Consider the following 8,538-nt stretch of genomic DNA (forward strand, 5'->3'; position numbering starts at 1 on the left):
TTTTGATCTTTTTCTTCTGGATTCATGCTTGAACACTACCATCTTTCTTCCCTCATGGGAATATTCCTGACATTCCTACCTGGGCAGTTACGAATAAATGCGGTAACTTGGCAGATTGAGCAGGTTATACAAAAGTACCAACTTTCAAATCCAACTGGTAACCCAGGCAAAAGAACCAATTAGCTTATCTGTAAGGCGATGTCTACGACGAGCTACGCCTGTGCATTTTATTTTTTTGTTATCCAATCTCAAAATCCCCCAATTTTTTGGGGGATTGTGACTGCCTACTCCCAATCTCTTAAAATGTAAAAGTAGTCCGAAGTACACCTACAGTCGTAGTGTCATTGTTGCTGTTACCTTCTGGGTTAAAGAGAACAAACGCACCAGGGGTAATGCTGATATTATCGCTAACTTGAAGGCGGTAATAGGCTTCTAAATGGTAAGGAGTCGCCCGATTGTCGCCTGTGGGCGTAAGTTGAGCAGAACCACCACTATCACTACGGAAAAGCGGCTGACCAAAAAGAATCCCGGCAGTGTTTCCTGACTTGAATAAATCTCTGAAGTGAATTCCCGCCATCCAACTTGTAAAGGTGGTGGAAGCATTCACGGTATTGGAAGCAGCATCGACAAATATTGCTGCACCGTAGCCAGATAATGCTATTTTGGGAGACAATCGCCATGTTACCGTACCGCCAACAGAATTGAGTGTGAGGGGTGTTCCAGCTGCAACCCCTGATAAAGCACCGATATCACTACTAACTAATCCTGTAGCCAAAATATTGATTTCGTGATAACTGTGGGAATAGTTTAAACCAATATCCAAAGCAGAACTTGGCTTAAAGGTTAACTGTGTGGCAATAATACTACTACCACTAAATAAACCTGCTCCCAAAGGTGTAGTAGAAACTCCTGGTAGTGCCTCAGTCGCAGATTTTTCGGGTAAATTGGCATTTACACTGCCGTATAAAGCTCTTAAATCAAAATTTGGCGAAATGTTAAAAATAAATCCCGCCGCCGATGCTAAACCAGTACCCGAAGTCCCACCAGAAACCCGTAGCACAGGATTCAAGTTGCCAAAACGAGAAATTGATTCTTGTCCTTCACCATAAAAAGGCGTAATTGCTGGGAAAGCATCTGATGTCTCTGCCGCAGTTCCCGCAAACAAGGTTAATTTATTAGCAACGGGAAAGATATACAGCAATTTATAAAGCTGAACACTATTTGCGCCAACACCCGACAAAGTATTGACATTTAACCCCGGAAATTGCGGTTCAAAACTAGTACGAGCGCTACTTGCACTTAAAAGTGGCGCAGCTAATCCTAAACTTTGTTGCAGGCTACCCTGTCCATCGACTCCGCCCAAAAAGTTATAAGCTTGCAATCCAGTAATTAATGAATCTTTACCAGTAAAGCTAGTGGTAAGATTTAACCGCACTCTATTGACTAGGATGATATTCGGGTCACTCTGATTACGAGCGCCGCCGCTAGCACCAACACCAGCAATAATTGCCTCTCCACTGAGTTTGGTTGTAGTAGAAAACCGATTTGCTTCTAGTTCTGCTGTGCGAGCTTCTACAGCATCTACTCGACCCCGCAATGTTGTCAATTCCGCTGCAAATTGTTCTTGTAGTTTCTGCAACGTAGCTAAATCTTCTTTATTGACCAAATCACCAGTTGCAGTCGCAATCAGTTCGTTGATTCGGTCTAAACAAGCATTTAAGCCAGCAGCAAATTCATAGCGAGTCATCGCCCGATTACCGCGATAGGTTTGATTGGGATAACCTGCGATACAACCATAGCGCTCGACTAAAGATTGGAGTGCCTGAAAAGCCCAATCAGTCGTCTGTACATCAGACAATTGGGATACGGATGTTACTTGTGCAAGTTTGTATGAGGTAGGAGATGAACTTGCAGGTTGTGGTGTGATTGGCTGCCACAAGTTAACAGCAGAATCTACTTTTATATCTTGAATTTTTTGCTGTTGATTGATTGAAGGTAAATTTTTTTTATTTTCATTAGCTATCAGCAATTTACTGGAGATATTATTTGTTAAATTGCTTTGATCAGAATAATTCTTCTCATAGCTGACGTCATTTTGATTAACAGCTACGTTTCTATCTCCAATTTCTAAACTAGGAAGGGCTTGCACAGGTGATAACCCGACAATTAAACATAAAAATCCCATCCCACTAGCAGAAGCTAGTAGATATTTTGCCATGATCACTCTCAACACCTATAAAATAGTGGAAAAATTCATTGCGATTTTAAAATGGATTGATAAGTAAATTTAAAGTAGATTTAGCAAGAGAGCCTTGTTAACTTTAAATTTTGGATATCAGGATTTTTTCTGAATTAACTTACCAAAACATCAGCTTGTATCGCAAGCATTAAATTATAGTAAATACTATTTTGGGAAAGAATTAACAACACATCATATTGATAGTTTCTATAATTACGATAGTAATCCTAAATGGTTTTTGAACAATAGATTACGTAAAATGCTTGATTCATAAGCCTTCCAAATTTTCTCTGTTCAAATATAAAATAGGATTGCTGTATTGACAAAATAATAATTTACATAAGTCTGATTTTGTGATAATGAATATAGGTATTGAACCGAAATCCTCGGCTCAATACCTAACAAAAAATAATTTACTCAAAAAAAATTAAGAGACTGCATCCCACTTTCTTATATGTCATTGCGAGCGAAACGAAGTCAAGACTTGCAATCGCAAAATCCTCCAACTAAGAGTGAGTCCATGCGATTGCAAGTCTTGCGACACGCTCTTGCGTTCGTCGTTCCTCCTCTCTACGAGACGCTCTTGCGTTCGCAATGACAGTTATTCTATCGTCGCAAAATAAAAACTGGGATGCACCCAAATTAAAAGACTGCGATCGCTGATCGATTTGGGTGCAGGTAAGATCAGGAGGAAAACGGTGGAAATAATTTTCCAGAATTTAATCCCACCAATAGGTAATAATAACCGCATCACAATCCTGGTGAACATCTTCACCCAATAGCCCCCCTTCCAATCTAGTTCTCAGTCGGCGCTTAAGCCGCAAACCATAATCTTCATTCGTGCCATCACTTACCTCTACTGAGTCAGCTCGCCACTTTTTGCCCAAATCTAAAAGCTCTGACACTTTTGTGTCTTGGTTCTCTGTAAGAATGTATAGCGTATCGGCAGGATAAGCAATGAAATGAATGATGCTGGTTTCAGGCATGGGACGATAGTTTGCCATTGCAAGAAGGGTATCGACCATACCACCAAAGCTTAAACCGTTTTCATCTGGTGCAAAGATTGGTTTTGTGAACAGAAAGCTTGCCCATAAATTCCTGTGGTTGGAAAGGTCAGTAATTACTTATTCGCCATCAAACTTATTGAACCGACGCTGCCAAACCAAAGCAGCAAAGAGTTCTTGAGGAGAATAGGATTGAGCAATCGATTGGATTTTGGCTAAGTCAAGCATCGCATTTACGGGAAGTAGTATTTTTAACAAAACATTTGTAACTACCCTTGCAGTTTATTTACCCACCGCCTGTTATTCTTATAGTTACTTCGGTCTGTCATAGCAGATAGATTATCCTCAATAATGTTTTCATTTATTAGCGCTCATACACCATCCTGGTAATGTGGGTGCTTTTACTTTATCCCTGATGGCAAAAATCCGGTTTAATTTTGAGGTGATGTGTGGTATTCAGTACACTTGACCAAAACGGCGATCGCGTCCTTGGTAGCTCAACAAAGCCTGATAAAATGCTTCTGTATTAAAATCTAGTCCTATACTAATGAGTAATTCCAAATAAATCTTGCAAATACTCTGATGTCAGGCTATTATTCCAACTCCACAGACGACGCATTGTATAGGTGAAGGTGAAAAGAAGAGTTGTTTTGTTGGTCAATGACCAAGCATTCCAGTTGAGGGTAGCCATCATCCGCCGTAGGGTACGCATCAGGTTGTTGCGCTGATAGTTTTGCGATCGCGTTTTGATCAGCGTGCGTCCAATTCGCATCAATATAGGTCTTCGTCAGCGTCATTTGTGGGGAGATAGCTTCTAACAGTACGAAGTTTTGGGGTAATTTTCTCGCCTGTTAATTGGGTGTAGACTTTGATTAATTCTGGTGTATGCTGACGTTCTTCCTTTTCCCACAAACCAAGTTCCAGCAGTTCGCCATCTTCACGAACAGTTCCACCAACAAACCGAGCCATCTGAGGATGCAATTTTTATAAATACTGCCGACTGGTTTGGGTATAGCCGCGAATCGGCGCTTCTGTGTCGATCGCACCTATCAATATAGATAAAAATACCTCTGCGTCTAAGCCGATAATTTGATTGCGGTTAATTGTTTGCCAGTCGATGGGTTTCCAGGGACGCGGTTGGGGATTAGCAAACTGTATCGGTAAATCTTGCAGACGAGCATGTAGTTTTTCAACTGCAAGATATCTGTCTATGAGGGAACGGATGCGATGTTGTGTTTGAAGATAGTTAGGAATAGCATAGCTTTTGCCTGCTAAGTCTTCTGTAACTGGGCTGATAGTATTAAGCATATTTTTATACTTTTAATTTTATCTCTATGCCCAATAGCCTAAGCGATCGCACTTTCTTTTGTTAGTCGGCTAAAATCAGCAGTTTTGGATGATGGAGTTGGAAGAGTCTGAGAAAATTAAGACTTACGTAATAACTTTGTGAAACTCTTATTCCTTTGCGGTTCGTTTTTTCATTATTTTACGTAAGTCATAAAAATGTTTGAAAAGTATGCTAGAAGGGCAAAGCATAGCTTTAGCGGGATGGGGTTATTGGCTGTGGTTAGCATAATTAATTATGCTAACCTGACACTATTTAGGGATTTCCAAGAAATCAATTATCTAAATAAACGAACCACAGAGACGCGGAGAACACAGAGAGAGGAGAAATCAAGAGGATTTTTACGTCAGTTTTGAGATATTTTTTTATTTGGAAGTGCCTTAATAAATGATTCTGAAACTTTCAGTACTTTTTTTGGTGATTCTTGTTTCAGTTCCTTAAGTAATTGAATTACCTGATACTCAAATCTTCTATTTCGCTCCTGCACTGATTCAATCAAAGTTTTATCAAATAAATTAACGACATACTTACCTAGTTGAATGCCTAAAGGTTTTAAGTGTCCGCCCTCTAAAGTTTTTAAGAATTTTTTTGGTGGTTTACCAAGAGTATTAGTAAACCATTGACAGGTTGATGTAGCAATATCATCAGACTGAAAACAGACTAAACCCATGATATTAAATAGCTGACTATCCTTGATTAACTTCTTGGTTTGTTCAGGGGTTGGTTTCACACCCCAACCAAGTTGATCGATGATATTCGCTAAAAAGTGAGGACGAATTGCGCTGGCTGTATCACTAATATCAGGTGCTAAGAGAATAGAAGCTTGCCCCTTAATAAAGACACTGTTAATTGTAACTTTTCGACCTACATAAGTGCAAATCAGATTCTGAACTTCCACAGTTTTTATTTTCAGTTCTTCAATAAGAATGTCAATGTCTGCAATGACACTTTCTATCTGTGACTTATCCGAAGGATGAGATAGCAGATTGCGAATAAACTTTTCCCTATTTTTATGATCATCTGGCAAAGCAGTAAATCCTTCTAACAGAGAAATATATTTACAGCCAAGGCTATGTCCAATCCAAGAAAAGTTTTTATCATCTAGATAGGCTTCATAATCATATCCTGCAAGACTTGCCATCCTCACAAGCTCTGGCAAAATTTCATACTGCTCTATCATCAAAAAACCAGCTTCTACATAATGGTTAAAACTAAAATTAAACGGCAGAAGAATAATCGTATATCCCTGCTCGAATAGAGATTGAAGCAGATAGCGATAAAAAAGCATGGGGCCAAATGTACCAAAAAAAGCCCCTGCAATAAATTGAATTACCCCTTTAGGCTGTGGATGAAGAGCAACCCAACTGTGAGAAACGGGTTTAAATCTCAGTTTTAAATTTGCATTTACCATGACTTAGCAATGAGTGCATCTCATTTTGGGAGGTGTATACTTAATCTCCAAATTGAAGTTGCTGCTTTTCGGATTCTTTAAAAGAGATTTTGTAAAACTGAGATGCTTGCCTTCGTAACATAGTAAACACAGGTGGTTCTCAAAGTATTTATGAAAGGGGTGGAGAGTAAGGAATAGTGTAGTTCGATAGTGAGATTGAATTGGCACTAAACTTATAATAGGCTCTTTAACAAGCTGCGATCGCTCAACATAGCTGCGAATATTTAGAGAGACATGCCAAAAGTTTTTGTGATGGAGAAGTTTAGATAGGTTTAATCAAGTTTTTGGCTATTTAATTATCCTGCGTTCCCCTGGAGCGATGCCTACGGCGGCAAGCTACGCAGTTAACTCAACCTCATGTGAAGGGACTGAGTTTATGATTACCCTGCCAGTCAATGAATAGCCTGTTATTTCCTTGTTTCCAGCTAAATCACTTCTTGCCTACCTTGTCAATGTGTAAATCTTAGTGCTGTCACTTTAATTAGCTGCGGTTTTGGCAGTATTTTGAAGATGCTGGCACAAATCCAGTGAACTTTTCCCGCTTCAGTTTAGCTAAAGACTTTTTTTGTCACATCAACTTTATCAGTAAATCAAGACCAGTATTGCTCGATTTTGGGATTGTAGGCAGCAATTTGTGCGTAATAAAGCTTGTACAATTGTCAAGGCGGTTTCTACTGCCAGAATACTTCTCAGGTGTAAAATTTATCGACAGCAGAATTTTTCTCCTTTATATTTTTCCATGCTTCACTTGTGGCTAAAATGACCCAAGCTAGACGTTTCTATATTGCAATAGATAACTTTTACCCTTATGACTGGAGAGCAAAATCTTGGGAATAGAACTACGCAGTTTCGTATTTCTCGACAGCCTGCAACCTCAACATGCAGCATATATGGGAACAGTAGCCCAAGGCTTCTTACCATTACCAGGGGATACATCACTGTGGATCGAAATCTCTCCTGGTATCGAAATTAACAAAATTACGGATATAGCCCTGAAATCTGCCTCTGTCCGTCCGGGAATACAGATAGTTGAACGACTATACGGACTATTGGAAGTTCATTCTGGCTCCCAAGGCGAAACGCGAGCTGCTGGTCAAGCCATTTTGGCTGCATTGGGAGTCCGAAGAGAGGAATGTCTCAAACCGCGGGTTATTTCTAGCCAGATTATCCGCAACATCGATGCTTACCAAACACAACTAATAAATCGCACGCGACGCGGACAGCTACTACTAGCAGGGCAAACGCTGTATGTATTAGAAGTTGAGCCTGCTGCTTACGCCGCACTGGCTGCGAATGAAGCTGAGAAAGCGGCGTCGATTAACATTCTTGAGGTTCTAGCTGTAGGTAGTTTTGGACGGCTTTACTTAGGTGGACAAGAACAAGATATTTTAGCAGGTGCGGCGGGAGCGTTAGCGGCGATTGAAGGTGTAGCTGGTCGGGTAAATCCTCTGGGTGGGCGTAAGGAGTAAAGAAGAGAAAATGGCAAATCGAGAGCATCTAGCTTTACTAAAAGCAGGTGCAGTTACATGGATTGAGTGGAGAAAGAAAAATCCTCAAATTGAACCAGACTTAAGCGCCGCAAACCTGCAAGGGGATAACCTCAGAGGCGCAAACCTCCAGCAAGTAAACTTGAGAAAGGCGGATTTAGGTAATGCTTTACTCGTGCGAGCAAACCTCAGTGGTACTGACCTCAGTAGTGCCAACCTCTACAAAGCCTTCCTGGTTGAAGCTAACCTGAGTGATGCTAATTTCAGTGTTGCTAATTTGAGTGGTGCTATACTTACGCAGGCAGATTTGAGTCATGCCAATTTGATTGGAGCTGACTTGAGTGAGGCGAATCTTGGAGGCGCTGCGATCGCTGATGCTAATCTAATTGGAACTGACTTAAGAGGCGCTAACTTGAGAGATGCCGATTTAGGTGCAGCGAAATTAATCCGGACTAATCTCTCTTTTGCCAATCTGATTGAAGCTAACTTGATTGCGGCTGACCTCAGCGAGGCAAGTTTGTACGAGGCGGAAATGTTGGGGACTTATCTTTATAAAACTGACTTATACAAAGCTAATCTGACCAAGGCTCACCTAAGTGGTGCTTATTTGTTGCAAGCTAACTTAAGTGAAGCTGATTTGAGTGAAGCTGATTTGAGTTGGACTAACCTTAGAGGTGCGAATTTGACAGGGGCAAATCTCAGAGGAACTAACCTCAGAGGAGCTGACCTTAGGGGAGCTAACCTTAGCGGCGTAAATCTTCAAGAGGCAATTATGCCTTACTCTTCAAGAGACAATTACTTTAGAAGAAAATAATTGACATTTCGCTCAAGCCCGTTGTATAGAATCAGTGCATCTACCAGTCCTTCCCCGTTGAGTGATCGCTACTAATACCAATTCTGTATGAACATGCGCCAAATTATCCCTCTTCTGTCACTTTCCGGATTTAGCAAGTAGTAACTAAGTGAAATTATCCAGAAGCATAACAGGGTTTAAATTGATTCATTGTACTAAT

General features: G+C 40.5%; 5 protein-coding genes and 1 pseudogene. 2 read left to right on the top strand and 4 right to left on the bottom strand.

Annotated elements, in window-relative coordinates; all coding sequences use genetic code 11:
* Positions 1 to 298 precede the first annotated feature (298 nt).
* The 4 genes and pseudogenes from V7K21_RS23370 to V7K21_RS23385 all read right to left on the bottom strand — a co-directional run bounded on the left by V7K21_RS23370 (position 299) and on the right by V7K21_RS23385 (position 5,999).
* A complete protein-coding gene (locus tag V7K21_RS23370) occupies positions 299 to 2,218 on the bottom strand; it encodes an iron uptake porin (RefSeq protein ID WP_335177577.1) in 1,920 nt (639 codons plus the stop codon).
* Positions 2,219 to 2,958: 740 nt separating this feature from the next.
* Positions 2,959 to 3,225 (bottom strand): hypothetical protein, encoded by a 267-nt coding sequence (locus V7K21_RS23375; protein WP_335177578.1) that lies wholly within the window; start codon positions 3,223 to 3,225, stop codon positions 2,959 to 2,961.
* 562 nt (positions 3,226 to 3,787) lie between these two features.
* Positions 3,788 to 4,551, bottom strand: a pseudogene (locus tag V7K21_RS23380) (ferritin-like domain-containing protein).
* A gap of 383 nt (positions 4,552 to 4,934) precedes the next feature.
* Positions 4,935 to 5,999 carry a DUF1350 family protein gene (locus V7K21_RS23385; RefSeq protein ID WP_335177579.1) on the bottom strand — a complete coding sequence of 355 codons (1,065 nt, stop codon included), beginning with the start codon at positions 5,997 to 5,999 and terminating at the stop codon, positions 4,935 to 4,937.
* A gap of 866 nt (positions 6,000 to 6,865) precedes the next feature.
* Between V7K21_RS23385 and V7K21_RS23390 the strand changes: the two genes are divergently transcribed.
* Together V7K21_RS23390 and V7K21_RS23395 are read left to right on the top strand one after the other, a co-directional pair.
* A complete protein-coding gene (locus tag V7K21_RS23390) occupies positions 6,866 to 7,507 on the top strand; it encodes a hypothetical protein (RefSeq protein ID WP_335071215.1) in 642 nt (213 codons plus the stop codon).
* Positions 7,508 to 7,517: 10 nt separating this feature from the next.
* Entirely contained in the window at positions 7,518 to 8,339 is an 822-nt protein-coding gene (locus V7K21_RS23395; RefSeq protein WP_335177580.1) for a pentapeptide repeat-containing protein, read from the top strand.
* Positions 8,340 to 8,538: the final 199 nt, after the last annotated feature.

Origin of the sequence: Nostoc sp., from assembly GCF_036919595.1 — a bacterium.
In the GTDB taxonomy this organism is placed as follows: Bacteria; Cyanobacteriota; Cyanobacteriia; order Cyanobacteriales; family Nostocaceae; genus Nostoc.

Coding starts and splice junctions, on each gene's coding strand:
- V7K21_RS23375 (WP_335177578.1), bottom strand. CDS start 3,225: ATGCCTGAAACCAGCATCATTCATTTCATTGCTTATCCTGCCGATACG.
- V7K21_RS23385 (WP_335177579.1), bottom strand. CDS start 5,999: ATGGTAAATGCAAATTTAAAACTGAGATTTAAACCCGTTTCTCACAGT.
- V7K21_RS23395 (WP_335177580.1), top strand. CDS start 7,518: ATGGCAAATCGAGAGCATCTAGCTTTACTAAAAGCAGGTGCAGTTACA.
- V7K21_RS23370 (WP_335177577.1), bottom strand. CDS start 2,218: ATGGCAAAATATCTACTAGCTTCTGCTAGTGGGATGGGATTTTTATGT.